Annotated in this window: 12 protein-coding genes and 2 pseudogenes; 8 read left to right on the forward strand and 6 right to left on the reverse strand. The window is 55.7% G+C overall.

From position 1 onward, the window contains the following. Positions 1–55: 55 nt before the first annotated feature. Both P0Y33_RS01825 and P0Y33_RS01830 read left to right on the forward strand, forming a co-directional pair. Complete coding sequence (locus tag P0Y33_RS01825) at positions 56–865, forward strand: IS5-like element ISH1A family transposase (protein WP_279528870.1); 810 nt, start codon at positions 56–58, stop codon at positions 863–865. Between the two features lie 216 nt (positions 866–1081). Further along, positions 1082–1933, forward strand: a complete 852-nt coding sequence (locus P0Y33_RS01830) for a hypothetical protein (RefSeq protein WP_279528871.1) — start codon at positions 1082–1084, stop codon at positions 1931–1933. Here the strand turns inward: P0Y33_RS01830 and P0Y33_RS01835 are convergent. Then, positions 1914–2934 (reverse strand): annotated as a pseudogene (locus P0Y33_RS01835) (IS630 family transposase). The gene P0Y33_RS01830 and the pseudogene P0Y33_RS01835 overlap by 20 nt on opposite strands. 44 nt (positions 2935–2978) lie before the next feature. Between P0Y33_RS01835 and P0Y33_RS01840 the strand changes: the two are divergent. Together P0Y33_RS01840 and P0Y33_RS01845 are read left to right on the forward strand one after the other, a co-directional pair. Continuing rightward, a pseudogene (locus P0Y33_RS01840) lies at positions 2979–4187 on the forward strand (DNA methyltransferase); the annotation flags it as partial. Positions 4188–4335: 148 nt separating this feature from the next. Beyond that, positions 4336–4719, forward strand: a complete 384-nt coding sequence (locus P0Y33_RS01845; RefSeq protein WP_279528873.1) for a hypothetical protein — start codon at positions 4336–4338, stop codon at positions 4717–4719. Between the two features lie 38 nt (positions 4720–4757). Here P0Y33_RS01845 and P0Y33_RS01850 read toward each other — a convergent pair whose 3' ends face one another. Both P0Y33_RS01850 and P0Y33_RS01855 read right to left on the reverse strand, forming a co-directional pair. Then, the gene (locus P0Y33_RS01850; RefSeq protein WP_279528874.1) at positions 4758–6518 is read right to left on the reverse strand and encodes a 5-methylcytosine restriction system specificity protein McrC; all 1761 of its coding nucleotides are present in this window, start codon (positions 6516–6518) and stop codon (positions 4758–4760) included. Continuing rightward, positions 6518–7750 (reverse strand): AAA family ATPase, encoded by a 1233-nt coding sequence (locus P0Y33_RS01855; RefSeq protein WP_279528875.1) that lies wholly within the window; start codon positions 7748–7750, stop codon positions 6518–6520. Before P0Y33_RS01855 ends, P0Y33_RS01850 begins: the two co-directional genes overlap by 1 nt. Before the next feature lie 325 nt (positions 7751–8075). Between P0Y33_RS01855 and P0Y33_RS01860 the strand changes: the two genes are divergently transcribed. The 3 genes from P0Y33_RS01860 to P0Y33_RS01870 are packed head-to-tail and all read left to right on the forward strand — an operon-like array spanning position 8076 to position 14856. Then, the gene (locus tag P0Y33_RS01860; RefSeq protein WP_279528876.1) at positions 8076–11387 is read left to right on the forward strand and encodes an ATP-binding protein; all 3312 of its coding nucleotides are present in this window, start codon (positions 8076–8078) and stop codon (positions 11385–11387) included. After that, the gene (locus tag P0Y33_RS01865) at positions 11384–11995 is read left to right on the forward strand and encodes a DUF7680 family protein (protein WP_279528877.1); all 612 of its coding nucleotides are present in this window, start codon (positions 11384–11386) and stop codon (positions 11993–11995) included. Before P0Y33_RS01860 ends, P0Y33_RS01865 begins: the two co-directional genes overlap by 4 nt. Then, on the forward strand, positions 11992–14856 hold the full coding sequence (locus P0Y33_RS01870; RefSeq protein ID WP_279528878.1) for a DUF1156 domain-containing protein: 2865 nt from the start codon (positions 11992–11994) through the stop codon (positions 14854–14856). The genes P0Y33_RS01865 and P0Y33_RS01870 overlap by 4 nt, the downstream gene beginning before the upstream one ends. Here P0Y33_RS01870 and P0Y33_RS01875 read toward each other — a convergent pair. Then, positions 14850–17021, reverse strand: coding sequence for an ATP-binding protein (locus P0Y33_RS01875; RefSeq protein ID WP_279528879.1), 2172 nt, complete (start codon positions 17019–17021; stop codon positions 14850–14852). The two genes, P0Y33_RS01870 and P0Y33_RS01875, sit on opposite strands and share 7 nt — an antisense overlap. A gap of 105 nt (positions 17022–17126) precedes the next feature. On the opposite strand from P0Y33_RS01875, the gene P0Y33_RS01880 reads away from it, so the two are divergent. Next, a complete protein-coding gene (locus P0Y33_RS01880; protein WP_279528880.1) occupies positions 17127–21059 on the forward strand; it encodes a helicase-related protein in 3933 nt (1310 codons plus the stop codon). Positions 21060–21136: 77 nt separating this feature from the next. Here the strand turns inward: P0Y33_RS01880 and P0Y33_RS01885 are convergent, their stop codons facing one another. Together P0Y33_RS01885 and P0Y33_RS01890 are read right to left on the reverse strand one after the other, a co-directional pair. Further along, complete coding sequence (locus tag P0Y33_RS01885) at positions 21137–21400, reverse strand: hypothetical protein (RefSeq protein ID WP_279528881.1); 264 nt, start codon at positions 21398–21400, stop codon at positions 21137–21139. Beyond that, entirely contained in the window at positions 21378–21980 is a 603-nt protein-coding gene (locus tag P0Y33_RS01890; protein ID WP_279528882.1) for a hypothetical protein, read from the reverse strand. The genes P0Y33_RS01885 and P0Y33_RS01890 overlap by 23 nt, the downstream gene beginning before the upstream one ends. Positions 21981–22311 lie beyond the last annotated feature (331 nt).

A 22311-nucleotide genomic window follows, 5' to 3' on the forward strand; every position in this document is an offset into this window, starting at 1 on the left:
GCTCTCCCCGGAAGATTCCGTCAAGCTAACCAGGAATTGGACGCCGTCTGGCGATATGGTATCGCTCAGACGGCTTGCTTGGATGTGTCGAAACCTTGCCAAACAGCACGTTGACGATCCGGACGTACCCGCCGCGCCGGACGGCGCGGGCGGGTACGCCGAGTGGGTGCAGATCGCGTTGATTCTGTACCGTGTCGAACTGGAAAAGAGCCTCCGTGAATCCGAGGACTACCTCAACGAGATGCCCGGTGTTCTTGCCGTGTTTGGACTTGACGAAGCACCACACTACAGCTCGTTCTGCCGGTGGGAAAACGAGTATCGAATGCGTGAACTCCGCCGCCTGCTCCGCCGAAGCGCGGAGCAGGCGGGCTGGAGTGGCGAAGCCGCGATTGACGCGAGCGGCTTCCAGCGCGATCAAACCAGCTACCACTACCGCGACCGCGCGAATTACTCGTTCCAGTCGATGAAGACGACGATCTTGATTGACGTGAACTCGCTAGCGATCAAGGACGTTCACTACACGACGCAGAAGGCGTGGGACGGCCACATCGGGATGCAGGTCTTCCGCCGGAACGCGGAAGACCTGCGGGTGCTGTCTGCTGACGCGAACTACTCGTGGAGCGACCTCCGTGAGGAGTGTCGCTCCGAATCAACGCGACCGTTGATCAAGCACAGGGAGCAAACACCGTTGCAGAAGGCTCACAACGCCCGGATGAACGAGGACTACAACCAACGCTGGATGAGTGAGACGGGCTTCTCGCAGTTGAAGGAAGACGACGGCGAGCGCTCCCGGAGCTGGCACGGCCAGTTCCGGGAGCTGACTCGGAAGTGCATCATCCATAACCTGACGCAGGCGGCGAGTTAGGCTCGCCGCCTGCTCCCCTTCTCCGGACGTATCCGGGAGAGGCATCGCCGTCGTCACTCGAACAACGGAGCAAGGTGCCATAGTTTTGACTCATCAGCAACCGCCGTGAGTGACAGCTACTGCATCTTCTGAGGTCAAGAACCCGTCTCTGACGCTGTGAAACTACGAATAGTCTTCCCTACCCCGACGCTGTCTTGTGATTCAACGAGGCACGTGATGTACAACTTCTGGGTCCGGGAACTGGACTGCGTCTCCTGTGGCCACACTGTCCCCCTCTTCAAGGATTATCGTGTCGGGAATGGGCGATACGATAACGGTGATAAATACAACGTTCTCTGTCCTGACTGCGAATCCGTCGTCTACGTCAATGACTGGCAGAGTGAGTCGTCCTGCACTGACTGTGGAAACAGATTTGACCCCGCTAATGGGAACGTTAACCGGGGCAAGTACAACTGTCCAGATTGCGGCCAGAAGTACTCAGTTACCGATGCAGTTGACGAACAGGGCGGATATGAAATCCGACTCTATGCACTGGAGTATTACTGTCCAGCGTGTGAAGAGGCCGGACGAAGCAAGAGTGAAGTGAAGGGGTACAAACGAGCAGAGGATGCCGACCACGAACTCGCCCAGAAGGCGGAAAACGAATGGCACGCAAGTGACGACCTCAACCAGTATGTTCCTCAAGTTAAAATCGCGAAGGGAGCGATCACGCAGTCGTCTTCGATAAGTGGAAACGACCTCTTCCAACATGGATTAGAGGAATGGACAGATTTCTACAGTCCACGCCAACTCCTTTGTCTGTCTACGCTTCTGCGATCCATAGACAAAATCGAGGATCCGCAAGCGCGGGAGTATCTCCTGCTCGCGTTCAGCGATATGCTACGCACGAACAATATGATGATCGGATACCAGCACTCGAACAATCATATTAACGATGTCTTTCAAACGAATTCCTTTGACGTTCCGCAAGGAGCCGCCGAGGCCAATGTTTGGGGAACGGAGTATGGGATGGGGAACTTCCGATCGATCTGGGAGATGGTACTCATACTCACGGACATAAGTACGTAAAGACATCTGGTACGTTGATATCGTCCAGTGCACAGAGAGCAGCATCACGAAGTTCGTCAAGCGTTTCGAATAGGCGGTTGCCGAGTGATTGATCGAGTTGTCGCCAGCACTCTTCCGCGGGGTTCAGCTCTGGTGAACCCCGCGGAAGGTAACACAGTTCGATCGGAGTATCTTCAACGAACTCTTGGACTCTGTTCGCCGTGAAATACGAGGCGTTATCGAGGACAACGCAGATTTTCTCGCCGAACTCTGTCTGGAGTGCATCCAGAAGACGAATCGTCGTGTCGCTGTTGAAGTTTTCCTCGCAGGGGAGAAAGAACGTCTCATCAGTATCGCTGACTGCACCGAGAAGTTTGATGCTGTCCCACGCGCCCGTCACCGGGAGTGACGGGCGCTCACCCTTGGGAAACCATGCGTGAATCAGTGTCGAGAGAACCTGTCGCGTCTGATCAATGGCTAAGATCGTGTATTCGTCGTCCAGGTTGTCGCGCTTTTTTTGAACCCGTCTTGCCATGCTTCCTGTGCTCTCTCATCGGATTTGTGAAACTCCGGCCGGGCTGTCTTCCAGGACAGCCCGGCCTCGGTCATCAATCGTCGAACGTGACGCTCACAGTACTCAACGTCGAATTCCTCGGCGAGATAGTGACGAGCAGTGGAACAGACCACGCAGGCGCGTCAAGTCCAACTTCCTCTGGAGACTTGTGAAGCGCTTCAACGAACTGTTCATGCTCTTTGTCGGAGAGTTTTGAGGGCCTTCCTGAACGGTGTTCGTCGTAGACGACCTCCTCGAACGGCTCGTCGGCGAGCCGTTCGAGTCGATCAAGCCACCGCGAGAGCCAGCCAGCAGTGTATCCATAGCGTTCAGCGACCTCTTGTAGCGTCGCACCGTCTTCTTCAAGGTAATTGATCGCCGCCATGAGCCGTTGTGACGGCTTTTTTCCCTCGACCTCCGCCAAGACCTGGCGGAGGTCTTCGGTAGAGACGTTGTCGAGAGAGGTCATATCGGAGTAACGTACTCTTCTTTGAAGTATTTTTGGCTGACAGTATCAAAGGTGTAGAGTACGCGAATGCGCCAACCGATCGCTGGGTCGACAACGGTGTGAAGAAAGAAACAGCACCATTCGATCAAGCAATCGGAGAGAACTTCACACTCTCCCAAGGAGATATGCGAGAGCTTGAATTCGATGAGGAGTTTGATGCCGTGATTACTGATCCACCGTATTATGACAACATTATCTATTCGGAGGTATCCGACTTCTTCTACGTCTGGCTACGCCTCTTGCTTGAAGAGGACTACGAGTGCTTCGAGTCAGACTATACCCCGCGAACTGAGAGTATCGTCACGAACCCATCGGAAGGGAAGAGTGTGAAGGACTTCGAAATGGAGCTCCACGAGGGGTTCGAAGTTATCAATGAAAACCTCGCTGAAGATGGAGTTCTCACCTTCACGTATCACCATAGCGACTCTGAATCGTGGGGTGAGTTACTTGAGTCGCTCTGTAATGCACAATTCGAGGTGACGGCAACGTATCCAATAACCGCAGACCTTCACAAATTCATCTCGGGGGAGGCAGTGTCCTTTGACATCATCGTCGTCGCCCGCCCAATTAGCGAGACGGACCCGACGTCGTGGAACTCATTACGTCGTGATATCTACCGTACCGCTCGACGAACCCGCCAGCGACTTGAAGAAAATCGTGACCTCTCTCGTGGCGATATCGGTGTCATGGAAATGGGTGAGTGCTTCCGCGAATACTCGAAGCATCACGGCAAGGTACAGCGCGATGGCGAGATTATGTCCGCGAAAGAGGTCGTCCAAGAGATCTACGGCATTATTCAGGAAGCCAGCGATATCGGCATTGAAGACGTCTTTATCGATCTCCTGGATACCGATGAGCCGTCCTACGACGATGTGAACAAACTCTGCCGTGGCACTAACGCGACCCCCGAGGATCTGAGAACGGTCTGTCTCTATACCCAGGATGATGGCTTCGAGCTCGGCACTTGGGACAACGAACGGCGCCGAGCGTATATCGAGGAACGGGTCAATGGTGACGGCGACGAGCATCTAACGGATCTCGACAAACTCCAGTTCCTCCGCTCTCGCTACGAGAAAGGGCAGTCGGTCCAGAACTATGTCGATAAGTGGGGTGTTGATGACGGTCTGCGAGAACTCGCTGGCCGGCTCGCCGACGTGACCGGCGACGACACTTACACACGCGTGCTCGGCGACCGAGATATCACGAACTACTGATAGAAAATGAATCGTCTTCCCTCACCACGACGGAGAGAATTACGATGAATGGACACCACGATCGGACGAACGGCACGATGAGCCAGGGGAGTCACACTGTGCTTGACAGCGTAATTACTTACCGCACCGACGGGATCCGCTACTAAGAATGGCTGGCCCTGGTCAAATCCCCGGCCGATACAATATCGTCATCGAGGGAGAATACGACACGTTTGACCACCAAATTCCGGTGAGGGAATTTATCGAGTGCCTCGAAAACGATGATGTCCCTGACAAAGTCAGTGTCGTGGGTCTTGGAGAAGCGTTCGAAGACACCGATCAATCGGCCGAACTCGCACGCGCAATGGACCATCGCGCAAACGATCTTGAGTACCAAAGCCCGACCGTACAGTTCGTCGTCGAGGGCTCGTTCCACCGCCGTGGGAAGTCCTTCGACCTCCGGTATGCGGAAGAACTGTATCCACTCCAAGAGATCTTCGGCCCACAGCTCGAACGGAAAGGGGATGGCGACTGGTTAGTCGCGCCGTTCTAGGCCTGTCGGAGGTGACTGATGTGGGCCGGAGAAAGCACTTACAACAGTTTTAGCGGCCCTTCTTTCTCAACCTCACCAGTCCCGTTCTTGAGGAAATAGAGGTCGATCCACTCTTCGTCGCCGTCGCGACAGAATACCGGGATACACGTCGTTGTGTGTTCATACCGGTGGTTACAGCGTGTCTCAATCTGCTCCCGGGTCCAACTACCATCTTGCTCTAAGTCGTATCGGTTCCGAACGTCCCACGAGTGCTTGTCAGCCGCTGCCTTGACGACCCGAAGCGAGAAATCTCGGACGTCCTTGAACGTGAACGGACCACTCATAGTCTTCGCCTGATCGAGGTCGGCCTCGTCGACGCCATCGAGACAGAGCTTGTTCTCGGCGACGGCACGGAAAGCCTCGACTTCAGGGCAGTCCTCGGCGAGCACCTCATGAAGATATTCGTGGACGACGTCGTCGTATCCCTCAAGGGTGAAGTCACCGAGTGGAGACACGATCTGTAGCTCCGCGCCAGTCTGTGTAACTCGTCGGCGTTTCGGCTCCAGCAACGGACAGAGAAACCCGAGCCGATCTGACTGGAGTAGGTATGCGTAACTGAACAGCCGAGATCGCGACGCCGATTCCTTCACTGGATCATGACCTTCGGCATAGTATTTCGAGTCCAAGATCGCAATCGTCTTTTCGCCCTCCTGGATCGCGTGGTCGGGTTGGTGATAGACTTCATTCTCGTCTGCAAATGGATTGACCGACGGCGATCGAACAGGCGTGACATCGGCTAACTCGTCGAGGTGATCGTAGGACTTGATGTGGTCGAGTGCACGTTCGATGACGACCTGTGAATATTGCTCAAACAGGGACTCCATATTGAGAACGTAGTCCACAACCAACTCTCGAGGACCCTCACGGAGTTGCTGACCAAGCGATGACGACATGATCGCTTTCGCGACGTCGAACGCCTGTCGGTAGTACTGCCGTTGGCTCGGGAGATCACCGAGAGAAAGACGGCGATACTCCTCAATACGATCCAACCCGCTATCGACACCCATGTCCTCCAGACGAGTTACTTCACGGTATACCTCCGAGAAGATGCGGTCGTACGCTGGATGATTGATCTCCGATGAATTCTGCTGGAACAGCCGAAGAAGCGTTTGTCCAGCGTAGTGGAGCAGCGAGTTTGCAGCATTATTGTACTCCGTCGTGTTCTGGATCCAATGCGGCTTGAGATTCCCGTGTGCGTGGTTCAATAGCGTCTGCTCTACGTCGATTTCCCCACGGCCGTCCATACTATCAGCACGGCGGATGAGGAGGTCCCGAATGTAGCCATGGCGTTTGATCACTTCGAGCCCATCGAGATAGTTGATTGCGAGGACCACGAAGACGTCATCCAAATCAATGTCATCAGAGAGGAAATCCCGGAGCGGAATCCCGTGATACTCGATTGATCGGTTCTGATCGTAGACTGCCAGCAGCATGTCGAAAATATGCTCCCAGTCGATCTTTGGATCTACCTGTACCTTTGCAGAGGGTGTGAGACTCACGACGCCGACGATATCGGTCGCCTCCACGTGGAGAATGTCATCGTCCTCACCATCGACAGTGACCGTGACGACTTCGTACTCCGTATCTGAATCAAGGGCGTCCTGACGCTTCGTGAAGACTCCTGGGCTCTCTTGGGTGAACGAGGCGCGACGAAGTTGCTCCGTAATCGACGTCGGACACCCCTCGATGCGTATCTCGCCCCGCTCGGGGATATTGAACGTCTCTTGGCCGTACTCGTAGACTTCGTCGGCAGTACTCATTACTCGTAAGTTCCCATCTGTCGACGTTCCTGTTCGAGTTCGCGTTCGGCCAGCTTCGCAGCGGGGGTGAGATCGAACGCTTCGAACTCGTCGTTCAACGCACGGTAATGGTCGACGATACGCTCAATCTGAGGGAATGCCGCTGCGTTCAACAGTCGGGGAACAACGTACGTTTGGAACGCCTGGCCAACGGCAGCAGTTGGATCATGTTCGTACTCGCCGCCGTCTCGACAGCCGATGCCGAGGAAGACTGCGACGTCGCGGTAATGCATTGGCCCGAACCGCATAATCGCGCCCTGTGCCGTTGTCTCGGTTCCGTGATTGATCCCCTGGTAATCACGCTCGAAGAGCCGAAGGATTTCGGCCTCGTCAAGGTCAGTGCTCCCACTGACGTGAGCGTTAATCCAGTCTTTGAACAATTGGCGACGTTTGTTCTCCTCGTACTCGTCGAGTTCAATCATCGCGAACCGGCGTGTGATTGCGTTATCAAGTTCGTTCACTGTCCGGTCGGACATATTCATGGTGCAGATGATATTGACTCGCTCATCCAGTTCGATGGTGTCTCCCTCGTCCGTCTCGAAAATCGTCTGATGGGGATTCTCGATGGCAGTGTAGAGCGGACCGAAAATCTTCGAGATATCTGCACGAGTGATCTCGTCGAGGATCACACCATATTCTACGTCGAACTTGCGAGCCCGCTGAACTGCTTCTGAGACACACCCCAGTTTCGTCCGATAGCTCAACGAGTCGTCGGAGTAGTCTGGACTAATGCCGCCGATGATGTCCGAGGGTGTCCAAGACGGGGTAGCAGTGTTGAGAGTATAGCCAACACACATCTCACGGGCCAATTGCTTGGCGAACGTCGTCTTCCCGGTGCCAGTCGGTCCGTACAGAACAACTGGTTTTCCGGCTGCAAGAGCTACCTTCGCATTACGCTTGACGTTCTGTGGAACGAGAATGTCGTCGGGGGTTTCATCACCACGTAGACTGACTAGACGCTTCAACTCGTCCGATGCAACGTCAGATTCGAGAACCGCACGGCGAACTTCCCCCAGTCCACGTTCACCATCGTGTCGAACGTCAAGCTGTTCGTCTTCTATGAGATACTTGAGGACTTCCTCCTCCTCGGTATTCTCAATGGCTTCAACGGTTTCCTCCTCAACGCGCCGCAGAATTCCAATATCATCTTTCGCCTGCTCAAGTGTATATCCCTCATCCGAAGAGTCGCTCATTACCGCTATCAAACAGGCCTGCCATTAAAAGTCTATTCAGAACGACTATTTCGCCAAACCTCAATTAGTGCTGCGCCTCAATCAATCGCTGTAACTTCCTGTTTCTCCAGCTCACTGGAATTCGCCCCCATTTTGTGGCGATACACCGAGAACTCATTGCCTCAATTATTGTATGCTGGTCAGATAAACATACTGAACCTCGCAAGGTACATACGAAAACTCCCCTCTTTCAAGCGAATCTTCGACCGATGAGTACGTTCTTCGCAGCACACATTATTCACGAGTGATTTCTGTCACCTTCAGCTGAATCGACGGGGTGAATCCTGTGAGTAGCGCTCAGTCCCTCTTCGACGCCTGTACCCCTCGTGGGGATGTGCTGGACGGAACGCTCCAGGAGGATCAATTCGCAGCGAGTCTCGCGACGGTCGCACACGCACCCGAGGAGTCGGCCCCGGTCTATCGCGACGCCGCGAGGTTCTTCGACATGACCTACCCCACGGACGGGCTTCGGACTCTTCTGAGTAACCTGACGGGACGATTCCTCGCCAGCGGTGGATACGACAGTGGCGGATACTCGAGCAGCATCCTCTGTCTCGACACGCGGTTCGGCGGCGGGAAGACACACGACCTCATCGCGTCGTACCACCTCGCGACGAATCCAACCAAGATCCAGGACCTTAACCGCCACCTCCTCGCCGGGGACGAGGAGCTCGCCAGCACCTACCAGAAGGCCGCCGAGAGCGACTTCGACGTCGACACTGCCGTCTTCGTTGGTGGCCACGTCGACGCTCGAAACGCCCGAAGCGATCGGACAGATCCGAACGCTCCAAACACACGAACGATTTGGGGTGAACTCGCCTATCAACTCTACGGCGTCGAAGGCTACGAACACCTCAAGGAGTACGACCAGGAGCGAAACGCGCCGGGACAAAACACGCTCAAGGATCTCTTCGATCTCGGCGACGGTCCCGCACTCATCCTGATCGACGAAATCGCAGCCTACCTCGAGGCTGCCTCGGCTGTCGAGGTCGGGAGCGCAACACTCGCCAGTCAGACGCTCAGCTTTATCCTCTCCCTTCTCGAGACGGCCTCGGAAGTCGACGACGTGACCGTCGTCTACTCGGTCGCAGACACGGCTTTCGAGGAAGAGGCCGAAGACGTCCGCGGCCTCATTGACGAACTCAACCAGATCGGCCGTCGACAACATAAGACCGTTACACCGACCGACGAGAGCGAAGTCGGACAAGTCCTCCAACATCGGCTCTTCGAAGAGATTGACGAAGGGAGCGCGTCCGAAGTCGCACAGACCTACTTCCAGTTCTACACGAGTAGCGAGCGACAGTTCCCACAGGAAGCGACTGATGCGAGCTACGTCGACCGCCTGGAGCGTGAATATCCCTTCCACCCGACGGTCATCGATACCCTCACCGAGAAAATCGACACGATCCCGAAGTTCCAGCGGACGCGCGGCGCACTCAAACTCCTCGCACGGGCCGTTTACTACCGGTGGAACAACCAGCCCGAACACTACGACCGTCACTGGATCCGTCTCTACGACCTCACGCCCGAAGATGACGCGCCAAGTGGGAGTATTAGTTCGACACTCCACGAGTCACTCTTCGAGTTCGTCGACCTGAGCTCCGCAGTCTCGGCGGACATCTACAACGATGATGGCACTGCACATGCCCAACTTGAGGACCGCAAGTGGACTGAGAAAGGAATCCCTCCACTCGGCACCCACCTCACGACGACGGTCCTCTGGCACAGCCTGGCCTACGGTGAGCAGGCCACAGGACTCACGCGTGCCGAACTGAACGAGACACTCGGCCATCCCGACGTTCGGTTCGACAACTACGACTCAGCGTTAGAGGCACTCGCCGGCTCCGATATGGCCGTCGCCTGCTACTACCTCTACGACGAGGAGCGCGTCCGCTTCAAGTCCGACCCGAACCTCATCCGCATCATCGACCAGCGGGTGGACAACACACCCGACGCACAGGCCCGCTCGCGCTTCGGCGCCCGCCTCGAAAGCGAAACGGGGAGTGGCGCCTTCGAGCCAGTTCTCTATCCAGAGTCGCCAGCTGATCTCCCAGATGATGCGTCGACACCGCAACTCGCGGTGATGCACATGGACACGGCGCCGGTGACCGGTAACCTCCTCGCCGATGAGTCGAACGAGGAGTCGGTCCCAGAGAAGGTCCAGACACTCTACCAAAAGTCGGCGTCGAAGCACGGCGGCGACGTCCAGAGTCGGGTCTACAAGAACTATGTCCTCTTTCTTGCACCCGACGCCGAGCGGGTGGAGAGTGCCGTCGACGAAGCGCGCCATCTCGAGGCAATCGAGGCACTTCTCGATAACTCCCAGCAGACTGCCGACCTCTCCGAAGAGCAAATCGCCGAACTCGAGGAACGAAAGAACGAGAAATACGGGCTTCTCGGAGAGCTCGTTCGTGGTGTCTATCGCCACCTGTACTACGTCGATCGGCAGGGTCTAACCCACATCACCATCAACGCGACCGAGGCGAACGGTGGGGCCTCCTTGGTAAGCGCTGTCGAGGAGACACTCGACGATCGACTCATCCGGGCCGATGCAGGGGCGAAGGGCATCGCGTTCTTCAAGCAGAAACTCTGGCAGCGGACGCAGGACAGCATGACGACCCAGCAGTTGGTCGAGCAGTTCGCGAAGAAGCCCGGCCTCCCCTATCTCCTGAGCACGAAGCCGCTCCGCAAGACTGTCGCGAAGATGGTCGCCGATGGGGACCACGTCTACTGGGACGGCGACGCAGGGACGATTTACTGGGACGGCGATGACGATGATGACCCCTCGAACTGGTCGAAGCGGGGTTCACTCACAGAGTCGCCAGATGTCCGCACCACCATCAGCGATACCGACGTGAAAATCGGCGGCGAGTATGTCGTCTACACGGGCATCGAAGCGCTTCTCGACGTCCATCACGACGCGATTCAGCCACCCGAGACTGACGAAGAGAAGTGTGCCAAACCGGGGTGTACGAACGCCGCCGAGGGTGACGAATCAGAGTACTGCGACGAGCATCAGCCCGAGACGGCCGAGTGTGCGGATTGTGGCGAGATAGTCCCAAAGGACGAGCTTGACGCAGATGGCTACTGTTCGGACTGTCGTGGCCCAGAGGACTGGGAAGATTCGACCAGTCAGATGGCGGCATCGCGTGCGTTCAACAAAGTCCGCACCCACGCTCTCTCGGAAGCTGGCACAAACAGCACTCCCGGTGTGTCACACGTCATCGTCGAAATCGTCGGCGAGGACCAACTCTCGAAAGGCTCGTTCGCGGCCGGCCGTAACGCTCTGACTACCCGTTCAGAGAACGTCTCCGTCCGGATGAGCTACGACGTCAAGACCGCCACTGGGTCGACGTACACTGCGGAGTACCAGGGCAGTCTCGACGACTTCTCTCGCGTAACCAACCAGCCCGACCCGTTCGGGGATTCCGTCGATACCTCGCTGAAGTTCCGAATCGACTTCGACGACCCCGAACCGATTACTGAGGCTGAAGAAGACGTTCTCGCCGCCCTCCAGCAGGAGCTCGGTCAAACGAGTATCGACGTGAAGGTTCGTGCTCGGGGCCCGACCGAAATTGCCGCGGAGGTGACTCGATGACACCGCACCTCGACGGTGCAGAATCGGATACGGTCCCGACTACATCTACGCACGGAAGTAGCGTCTACGGCGGGCGTCCAACGTTCGCCCTCAGCCGTCGAGACGACCAAGACGGCGGTGCGGTGACGCTCTACGAACTCCTGCCCAAAGAGCAGGCGAACGCACGTCACGACCGCCTAGAGCGCTGCGGTCGTAACCTCCGAACTGAGTCGTTTGTCGACGTGTTCGGCGATTCAACGGCTGGCCCAGTCGAGCAGTGGGCCTGGGAGGACTGGACGGCTGTGAAGATCGCGCGACTCTCCGGTGGTCGCCTCCGCTCGCTCCTCCCACTGCTCCGCGAGGAACTCGACGCCGTGGGTCTGGATGTTGCGACCGTCACAGGGACCGGCGACGGCGACGTCTTCCTCCCGGAGACTGTCGGCGTTCGTCTCGCACTCGCGTTTCGAGGCATCAAGCCCATCCAGCGGGTCGACCGCATGCGGGCTTTCTGCCGTGGGCTCGCCCGAATGGGCGATGAAGAGTGCTACTACTGGTTCGCGAAGTGTCGTTCCCCGTCGAGTCCGAACGGCGAGAAAGCCCTCCGAACCCTACTAACTGACCACCTATGACGGACCACAACGACGATCTAAAACCGCTCGCAATCGAGGGACAGCTTCCACTGAAAGCAGTAGGAATCGAAAATCTGAAAGAAGAAAATCCGAAGCATATGCCACCAAATCGGTATCTGTTCCCGTGGTATGCTCGGAGGCCTACCCCAGCAGCGCGGCTAGCTGTTCTTGCCTCAGTTTTACCGAAAGGTGTCGATAGTAACGAAATACTGAGTTTGATGCAGATTGAGCCACGTTTCGACATCGATGTTGACCTGGCTGAGTATGTAGAGAGGAAGAAGGCCACTGAAGACGAACGGTCTGGCACCCTTGGTGATCACTACGGTTACCCCCGTCCTTTCGAATCAACGCCCAGTCCGAAGCAGCGGAAAAACCTCCATGAAAAACTTCGAAACCACTGGGACGGAGAGCTTCCGACGGTCTTTGACCCTACAGCAGGCTCCGGGGTTATTCCACTAGAGTCGCTTCGTTATGGCCTCCCCACTACAGCGAATGAACTGAACCCAGTTCCATCACTGATGCTAAAGGTTATTCTCGACTACCCAATCTCCGCGGGAAGCCTAAAGCAAGAGGTTGAGAAATGGGGAGAAGTAGTTAACAATAACGCAGAGGAAGAGCTATCCGAATACTTCCCTAGTGCTGACAATCGTCAGACCCCATCTCATTACATCTCCACATACACTGTTCAATGCCCGAATTGCGGATGTCGGATGCCTCTTACCTCAAAGTGGTGGTTACTAAAGAGGTCTGCCTCAGAGGGAATCGCTGTTCGTCCAAGATACGTTAATGGTGAATTACAATACGACCGGGTTGAGTTACCAGAAGATGTCACAAAGGATGAATTCAATCCGCAGAACGGTCCACGTTCACGGGGAGGGGATACAGAATGTCCCAATTGTGACATTGTGACTGAGAGTTCAGAGATTAAGGATCTCGTTAGTCAAGGAAAATATGAGTACGAGATTCTCGGTGTGAAATACACCACTCCAAATGGTGGGTCTGGATATCGGACTGCGACTCAAACGGACTACGAGGGTTACGAGAAAGCGGTTGAGCGGGTTAACTCAGACTTCGAGCTTCATTCACTACTAGACGAAAAAATCCCCGAAAATGGACAGAAGACATCGGAACCAGCTGGCTACGGGTTCTCTGAATGGCGAGATATGTTCACCCCCCGTCAGTTGGTATCGCATTACGAGTACTGGCAAGCGTTTGAGGACGCCAAAGAAGACATAATTAGAGAATATAGTGAGGAGAAGGCTAAAGCGATAATCGACATACTCTCCCTAACAGGAGGTAAACTAGTCGATCGGAACTCGCGGATGTCTCCATATAATATCCACCGTGGGTATCCTATGCACCTTACCGGCGCTAAAAATCTCAGCCCACAGTGGCTGTTCACTGACAACAACTCCTCGTCAGGGGATCAACAGTACCTCGATATTTTAGATCGGATTCTGGGTTCATACGAAAAGATCGTTTCTTACCTAGAAAAGGTTGATGTGGACCCTGCTGATGTGCTCTCACAGGATGCAGCAAGCCTCTCATTGGAGTCGAATTCAGTTGAGTCAGTTGTGATTGATCCGCCATATTATTCTAGCATCATGTACGCAGAGCTATCAGACATATTCTATGTTTGGCTAAAGAGGTACCTCAACGATGTACATCCCGAATTTTTCTCTGAGGATCTCACTGACAAGGAGGCAGAAGCAGTCGCAAATCCGGGAAAATTCCACGATGTGGCTGGAAATACGTCGAAGAAAGAGCTTGCACGCGACTTCTATGAAGAAAAAATGAGTGATATCTTCTCGGAGCTATATCGAATCGTAAAACCAGGGGGGGTTATGACTGTAATGTTCACTCATAAAGAGACTGATGCTTGGGATACACTAACCCGTTCCCTGATTAATTCCGGATTCACAATTACTTCTACACATCCAATAACGAGTGAGCGCCCTAATAGAGCAGACACCCAAGGAGGAGGTTCAGCCGATAGTACCCTTCTTCTGACTGGTCGAAAGCCACTAGAAGAGCAAGAGGACGCCGAGTCTATGCCTTCCCTATGGAGCGATGTAAAAGCTGAGACCAGAACCGCTGCAAAAGACGCTGCACGAGATCTTATTGACTCCGGAGTTAGCTTAACGAAAACAGACATAATCATCAGTGCCTTCGGTCCAACGCTTAGGGTATTCGCAGAATCACATCCCGTCGTTGACGACGAAGACAACGAAGTTCGTCCTCGTCGGGCCTTGGAAGAAGCACGTGAAGCTGTCACTAAAGTATTGGTTGATGAGTATCTTGAAGCGGAAGGAATAGATGATTTAGATGATATTACAGAGTGGTACGTCCTGAGCTGGCTCGTGCACAGTTCCTCCGTTATTCCCTATGATGAGGGTCGTCAACTCGGACTAGGCATAGGCGTCGATATTGAAGAGATTAAAAGAAGTACCAAAGTTTGGGGGAGAAGTAGTGGCGATATTAGTCTCAATGGCCATCGCGACCGCGTACAGAACATCAACGAGAAGACCGAAGACCGATCCAGCCGCCTTCCGGTAAACCCCGATGACCTCTCGTTCCCGCGTTCGCTGGACGCCGTTCACGCCGCAATGCACGTCTACGACAAGCGCGGCGAGACCGAGACCATCGAGTGGCTTCGGGAACGCAACTTCGACACTGACAGCCAGTTCAAGGCAACGCTGAAGGCGCTGCTTCAAGTACTGCCACACAACCACGACGACTGGGAACTCGCTCGGGACCTCGCTGTCGGTCGGACAAGCGAAGTATTGGATTTAGACTTTAGCCCGAACGTTTTCGCAGAAGACAGCGACGATACGAAACAGAGCGAGCTTGAAGACTACTGACTGTCTGACTTCTCGTCTTCGAAACTCTGCTCGTTTTTCTCTTCCTCACCCGACTCGAGAAGTGCCGGCTGGGAATCCGTAGTAGCAATATCGTCCATGAATTCCGGCATCTCGAGCTCTCCGTCATCAAGTTCGTCCGCATCAATGAGTGGAGATTCGAGCTGCTGTTCGTACTGAGCGCGTTCATTACGATACGTCTCGAAGCGTCGCTGGAGCGGAGAGAGAATCTCTGCATCGGCCGTGAACATACTTAATAGCTGGACCGAGAGTGAATACCACATCGCTGCGAAGACAGGGTTTTCCGCGCGTCCGAGTTCTTCACCTGCGTTCTCAATGAACTGGATGACCCACTCCGAGTCATCTGCTAGGTGGCTCGCAAACTTACCGATCGCATCAAGTATCTCCCAGAAGAGATCATCCTGCATTTGAACGAGTGACGTTCGGACCATCTCGTCTTCACCAGCCTCATCAATCATCGAACCAACCCGCGACTCAAGTGCAGTTTCGACATCGACGTTCTCCTCAAGTGTGTCGAGGAATGTGCGACACTCGGTGAAGAATCCACGCGCAGCCCCTCTATCCAAGCCATAGTTTTTGAAGATGTCGAGAACCGCCCGCTGCTGCTCGCCCTCCTCCTCCTCGCTTGTGGCCTCGCGATACAGCATTGTCCGGCATAAAATTTCGAGTCCGTCTTGGAGCGCCGTACCATCGGGCTCGTCCAAGTGTTCAGTAAATTCGTCTGCCTGAATCTCTTCGAGTACGAATTCGTAAATCTCCCAAGCAGAGGTCTCGAACTCAGCTGGGGCTCGGGAACGAATCTGGCCTCGGAGGAGATTGATATACAAAAGCCCGATACGATAGTCCGCCTCCTCATCCTCGTCGATATCCTGCGCAGCGAACGTCTCATGGAATCGGTCAATCTCCGGAGCCAACAATCGGCTATGATGATCAAGAGGAGAGTAGGGAGCGAAACCCATGACGAAATTCAGACGCTCCCCAGGACCGAATCCAAGTTGGTCGATCTCCGAAGCAAGCTCCGTAGGTGACGGGTTCTCACCGTGGATACGTTCGAGATGGATACCGGCGAACGTGTTATACGCGAATCCTTGGAGGGGTGCCATCTGTGATGTATCCTGTTCTGCGAACGCCTTGTGCGCATAATACTGGAAGGCAGCTCGATGGAGTGTACCTGTATTCTCTGTTCGCTCGTAGAGGAACTCCCGGAACAAGTGATGAACGTCATATACTAACAGTCCAGATTCACCGGAGCGCCCGAGTTCCCGAATAACTGCTTTCTCACGGAGACTCTCAAGCGTCTGGCGAACCTCGCTTCGCGTGAAGTCCTCAAGTACATTCGCACAGATTTCAGCATCCAGTTCGATGAGAGGTGACGTCTGCCGGAGGAACGTCTCCTCGCGTTCGCTAAGTGACTTGAGATATTGCTGTTCGATGTGATAATAGACATCGTCGCGAATCTCGAGCTCCGGCTTGGTATCGGAGGATTCGATGAGAAGCTCGAGATAGTACGGATGACCATCAATCGCAGAATGAATCTCCTCAATACGTGAGGCAGAGATATCCCCGAAAGCATCCTGGAGAATTGAACTCGTCTCCTCCGAATCGTACATCCCGAGTTTTATCGATCGGGCAGCATCCTCATAGGGGATACGCCCTGTGGTTACGAGATGAACCGCGGAACCGAGGCCTTCTGAGAGTTCTCGAAGAAAGTCACGAGTCTGTTCCGGTGATTCAGGAGCGAGCTTGTGAACATCCTTCAAGTAAAGGACAAGGGGATTCCCGTTTGATATCCCCGCGGTAAGATTCTGAAGCTTCTTGATATGCCGAGATCGGTCATCTAACTGTGCGCCGAAAGGTACGGGACCAAACCCAACATTTCCACCAGTAATCTGATTCTTGAATGATTGCACGACACCCGCTGCGTCTCGCGCTTCAGCTAGCAGATCCTGGGCAACGACATCCGGTGTATGTCCTCGTCGAACAGCGAAGCCACGCATTCTGGATCGGTCGGTGAGATCCTCCAGTACGTGGTCGAGGAATCGATTAACCCCGACTCCCGGTTCGCCATAGAGGTGGACAGTTTGTTCTCCCGCATGGATAGCCTCGTGAACAGCATCCAGTTCCTCAGAGCGAACATTCGAGTTCAAGATAGATAGGAAGAAGAGATGCAGTTACAAAAACCTACGACAGGGGTGGGGAGCCTCCGCACGGGTTATATGTGGGTCGGAAGTAAAGAACAAGCACCTATCACGATGCCTACGCTCGATGATCGACCCTGGCAGTCAATATATGAGAGCCAGCCGGCAGAAGCCGGGTCATACCTCGTCAATGAATTCTACATCCCAGCACTTGAGCGGAGCATTCGCTACGATCGTGTCGCCGGATACTTCTCGAGTAGCGCACTCGCTGTCGCGTCCCGCGGCATCGACGCGCTCGTCGAGAACGGTGGCAAGATGCGTCTCGTCGTCGGCGCGGAACTCTACGAAACCGACCGACCAATCCTCGAAGCACTCACGGACGAACTCGGTGACGACCTCGAGGAACTCGACGACGAGCAACTCGATGCTCGCCTCCAACTCCTCGCTCATCACCTCCGCGAGGACCGCCTCACTATCAAAGTCGCCGTGCCTCGCGAGGGCAACTGGGGTATCTTCCATCCGAAACTCGGGATCTTCCACGACGACGCGGACAACACCCTCTCCTTCGAAGGCAGCGTCAACGAGACGGCTGGCGGGTGGGAACGCAACTACGAACGGTTCAAAGTCCACCGCTCGTGGGTTGATGGCCAGACAGGATACGTCGACGGCGACATCGACACCTTCGATCGCCTCTGGAGCGACGACCATCCCTACGTGGAGGTCTACGACCTTCCGGAAGCGATCGAACAGGAACTCATCGAGTGGAAGGCGCCGGACACAGACACGGCCGTCGACGAAGCCATCCAGATTGCACGTGGGGAAGCCCCACCGACCGAACGCGATAAGGCGAACATCATCGCGGACGGCTCCCTCACGCCAGGTGGACTCGCACTCGCCGAGGAGGGAAGCACCATCACGCCGTGGCCCCACCAGCGCGTCGTCTCAGATACACTCGTCAACACCTACCCGAACAGCTTCCTCCTCTGTGACGAGGTTGGCCTCGGGAAGACGATCGAAGCCGGCCTGACCCTCTCCCGCCTCGGCCTCACCGGGGAACTCGAGACCGGCTTGCTCCTTGTCCCTGCAAGCCTCACGATCCAGTGGCAGGAAGAACTCTGGGAGAAGTTCAACATCAACGCCTACCGCTTCGACCGGGGGAGCGGGAACGAGTACGTCTTCCACGACGCATTCGGCCGGGAATACGCACCACCCTCGACGGCCGACCTGGACCTCGACGCCGACCGCCACGAGGAAGCATGGGTCGAGAGTCCGATCTGGCGCTTCCTCCACACCCGACAGAACGACACAGGCCCAACAATCGTCATCATGTCGTGGCACACTGCTCGTCTCGAAGACCGCTGGGACCAGGTGGCCCCCAAGGACGGCGGTCGACCACGAACTCGCGATGAGGTGCCGGCGAGCTGTCGGGGGCGAACACCAACGAACCGTGAGGGCGTATGGGACGCCGTCATCGTCGACGAGGCACACAACGCCCGTTTGGGCAGTAGTTTCTACTCACTCCTCGAACGCCTCCGGGAACACACGCAGACGTACTATCTACTGACTGCGACCCCGATGCAGTTGCATGCAGGCGAGCTCTACGACCTCATGTCGCTACTCGATCTTCCTGGCGACTGGGAGCACAAAGGGCAATTCGTAGAGTTCTTCGAGACACGGCAGGCACTCACGCAGGCCCTCGACGATGAACTCGGCCCAAACGACAGAGGATCGACGAGTGAGGAGTGGTCCGCACAGACGACACTCGAAACGGGCCGGTATCAGGACCGACTCCCGTCTGAACGGACTCTCTCTTCCCGTGTCTTCGATACCGTTGCCGAGACTCTCGAAATCGACGACGAGGACCAATCCCGGAAGATCGCGAAGGATCGCGTCCTCACAACCTGTACACTCGCCGCCGACTACGGCGAACACTACGACGGCTACATTGAGACGTTCCAAACAGCACTCGACGAATACGACGTCGACCCATTCGACGCAAACGAGGACGAGAAGCTCAAGTACCTGCTCTATCCCGAGTGGAAGGCCGAGGAGGAGTGGCTCACCTTCTCACGCGGTGATCGACTGACGGCACTCGACGACCTCTCCGAGTCGGGATGGCGCGTTGTGCAGGACGTCCTCGCCGAGTCAACGCCGGTCGATGCACTCATTCACCGGAACACACGCGATACCCTCCGGAAGTACGAACAGGTCGGCCTGCTCGACGCCACAGTCCCCACCCGTAACCCACAACAGCGCGAAATCGAGTTGACTGAGGCGACGCGCGAGGTGTATGACCGCATCGACGATTACACGAATAAGTTCTACAAACTCGCTCAACAGTCCGACGAAGCCGAGACACGGGCTATCGGGTTCGTGATGACCACCTATCGGCAACGGCTGACGAGTAGCGTCTACGCGATTTCACAGAGTCTCCAGCGACGCCTCGAGACACTCAGAGCCCAACGAACCGTTCTGAAGGGCAAGCAACGGGCTACCGACCGGAATACAGCTGACTCCGAACAGGCAATACTCGACACACTCTCGGAGTACGACCTCGACAATCTCGAGGCACTCGACGAGCTGGAGGGTGACTTCGAAGAGGCTGATCTCGCGGCAGTTGTCCCGAACGTCACCGACGAAGGCATCGATTTGCTCGAGCAAGAAATCGCGGAGTTAGAGTCGTTCGTCGACGATCTTGCACGGATCGACCGCGACCCGAAAATCGGCCAACTCCGAGAGGACCTTGCGAAGCTCGATCGGGATGGACATAATCGGATCATCATCTTCACGCAGTATGCAGACACGATGGACTTCATCCGCAGGGAGCTCATCTCGGTTCACGGGGCGACAGTTGCGACGTACTCGGGCCGCGGCGGTGAGATGTACGACGCCGAAGATGGGACCTGGACGACAGTCGGGAAAGAGCGAGTGAAACGCGAATTCGCCGACGATGACGGACAGGTCGATATTCTCGTCTGTACGGACTCTGCGAGTGAGGGGCTGAACCTTCAGGAGTGTGGCGCACTCATTAACTACGACCTGCCGTGGAATCCGATGCGAGTCGAACAGCGTATCGGACGCATCGACCGGATTGGACAGGAACACGAGGAAGTCGCGATTCTCAACTACAGCTACAAAGATACGGTCGAGACAGATATCTACGAGCGACTGGACGCCCGTATCGGGCTCTTCGAGAACGTCGTCGGCGATATGCAGCCAATCCTCTCGGGTGTGAGTCAGCAGATTCGTGACGCGACGCTCAAAGCCGATCCGGAAGAACGCGACGACGTCGTCGAGCAAGCCGACCGGCAGTTTGCCGACGAGATCGAAGATCAAGAAGCGGGCAATCGTGTGGACGTTGGCGAGTCACTTGCGTCGGTAGACACGCTTGTCGAACAGGACGTCATCGACGAGGCGAAACTCGACGCCTGGCAATCCTACAACCACCCCGATATCGTCGACGTCGGCGATACTGAGTACGAATACGCGTCACCGTATCGAACTCGAAGCCTGCAGGCAGTCCTCGTCGGGAACGAATCCCTCGCCGACTCAGGCATCGTGTTCACCGCCCTGAGCGACGTCGAATCCAACTTCGACGACAGCGAATACGCCGATGAGTTTGCGTTCGGTGAGAGTACATATCGTCTCTCAGTTGACGGGTCACCGATCGATGCACCAGCGCCAGCGGGCGAACAGACCCTTGCGCAGGCTATCGCACCAGGTGCAAAGGAAGTAGCCGTGACGTTCTCTGCAGAGTGTGCCGACGAATTCCCCTCTGTGCATCATCTCGCCCCAGGGAATCCGCTCCTCAGCCAGCTCATCAACATGCTTCGAGAAGCCAGCGAGGAAGCGGAACGATTCGTCCAGCAGACTCAAACTCGGTCAGAGCAGTCCGAACACCCCGTCGTTCGGGGATGGGGCCGCGACGGCGACCTTGGACGGCTGACGAGTGATGGCGAAGTCGTCGAGGATCAGACGATGCAGATCCTACAGTCGTGGTGTGAGACGTTCCTCGAAAATCGCGACCAAACCGCTAATTCGACGTGACTCCCTCCGCGCCGTAAACGGCAGGACACTCTCTTCGAAGCACGCTGCCTTCCCCCGCCTTCAGGCTGGGGGGGATGTTACTCCGAACTCTCCTCAGAATCGTCCCGTGCTTCAGCAATCTCTTTGGCGACGTCTTTTACGTGCTGTTGGTGTGCCGCCGACGTTTGCACACTCTGTGCGGCCTCAAGTTGATCGTTGACGACGATATTTTGCTGTGGCCCCCACTTCTCCGGCGGCTCTGACTTGATGTACTCCACCCAGCGCTTGACCGCCTCGATCCGCTCCTGGCGGTTCTGCTCGTGTTTCGCGTCGAGGGAATCAGGCACGTTTGAGTCGCTCATATTCGTCTTCGACGCCGAGGCGCGTCACCCATTCTTCGAGGCGGGCGACACTAAGGCTTTCCTCGAAGAGCGTGTAGAGGTGGACTGCGTCTTCGAGGTCCTTCTGGGCACCAAGATGGAGTTTGTAGGCGATCTGGAGTTCCAACGGACCAATCGGAATCGTCTCGCCACCGATGCGAGCAGTGATCGCGTTCTTGAGGGACGCACGGTCGAACTCGTCACGTGCGAACTTCACTTCGAGATGGGGGGTTACCTGTTCCTCGGGCGCGACCCAGATGTTGTCACCGTTCGATAGCATCTCGTACATCGAGGAGAGCGGCATTGCTGCACCCCAGAACCCCTCTTCCTTCAGCGTTTCAGCAACATCCTCTGCGGTCTCTTCGTCGATGTTCTCGATGAGGACGTCGACATCTTCCGTTGACCGAGCGCGGCCGGCGAGGATGGAGACATATCCCGCGATGTAGACGTGATCGATGTCGAATCGGTCGAGAATCTCTGAGAACTCAATCGCCAGCTCGTCGAGTTGATTCGGCTCTCGTCCGACGATGAGAGTCTCGTCTCGAAGCTTGATACCGCTCATACAGACATCTCAACGGATAGGTGGATAAATAATCGGGGCAGATACTGGGGTGTCTGTTCCAGTGGAATTTCAAAACTGCTTGGAACGGCGTGCAAGATGTACGCCTTGGCCACAACGGTCTATCCAGTATCGGCGACAAGAAAGTCCGCGTCGACTCCGACGTCGCGGATTGACTGGTCGACCTCGTCGCGGAAGATATCGGCCACCTCGGCGACTAACGACACCCCCTCAGAAGCACCCACTCGCTGACTCGTTCGCTGGACGCGATCACAACGACAGCCGCCGAGGAATACTTCTTTGGCACCCGACATACTCCCCTTGGAGATGTCCC

Origin of the sequence: Halospeciosus flavus (assembly GCF_029814175.1) — an archaeon.
Lineage (GTDB): Archaea > Halobacteriota > Halobacteria > Halobacteriales > Halobacteriaceae > Halospeciosus > Halospeciosus flavus.